This is a genomic window from Nostoc sp. (assembly GCF_036919595.1).
In the GTDB taxonomy this organism is placed as follows: Bacteria; Cyanobacteriota; Cyanobacteriia; order Cyanobacteriales; family Nostocaceae; genus Nostoc.
In genome coordinates this window covers 1-872 of sequence record NZ_JBALCO010000062.1, presented here as the reverse complement: position 1 = coordinate 872, position 872 = coordinate 1, and the positions used below count along the sequence as shown (strand labels likewise).

Annotated in this window: 1 protein-coding gene; it reads left to right on the top strand. The window is 44.3% G+C overall.

The features are described from left to right. Positions 1-108: 108 nt before the first annotated feature. A partial coding sequence (locus V7K21_RS07750) for a DUF4347 domain-containing protein (protein WP_335173033.1) occupies positions 109-872 on the top strand: 764 nt, incomplete at its 3' end.

The following is an 872-nucleotide window of genomic DNA, read 5'->3' as shown; positions in this document are numbered from 1 at the left end:
AATTAGTAGTATAGTTTTTTAAGTTATCGGTAGTTGTGTGAAAACCCTGTAATTACAAGGCTGAAGTCAGTTTGAGTTTCCCTCATCACCTAAGCTCAAAGTAAGAAAATGGCAACGCTACATACCTCACACTTGCAAGTAAATCACGCAACTTCTACCTCCAATACCGATAGTCTAGTCTTCATCGACATGGCAGTTGAAGACTATAGCGGTTTAGTCGATGGCGTGGTTGATAATACCCAAGTGTTCCTGCTTGACTTGACAGACAACGGTGTAGAACAAATTACGGAAATTCTGAGGAGTTGCGCTGGCGAGAATTTGACTAATATTCATCTTGTCTGCCACGGTGCCCCAGGTTACTTACAATTGGGGAACACGCATTTAGGACTTGATACCCTCAAAGAATACAGCCAGCAACTGCAACAATGGCAGAAAATATTTTCAGCCTCTACTAAAAGCGATAACCCCTGGAACTTACTCATCTATGGTTGCAAAGTGGCTTTTGGTGATGCGGGGGCAGAATTTGTGGAAAAACTGCACCAACTCACAGGAGCAAATATTGCCGCTTCCTCTAAGCGGATTGGCAATGCAGCATTGGGTGGGAACTGGGAGTTAGAAGTTCGCACTGCTGATATGGAAGTAAATCTTGCCTTTGCAGAAACAGTGCGAGAAGCTTACGCAGGAGTATTGGCAACGTTCACGGTGAATAATACCGGAGACACGGATGATGGAAATGCCAACAACGGTATTACTACCCTCAGAGAGGCAATTAAATTAGCCAATGCCACTCCTGGGGATGATACGATAACTTTTGGGGGTGTATTCAGTGATACTACCCCAGATGTGATTACCCTCACTTCTGGACAACTGAC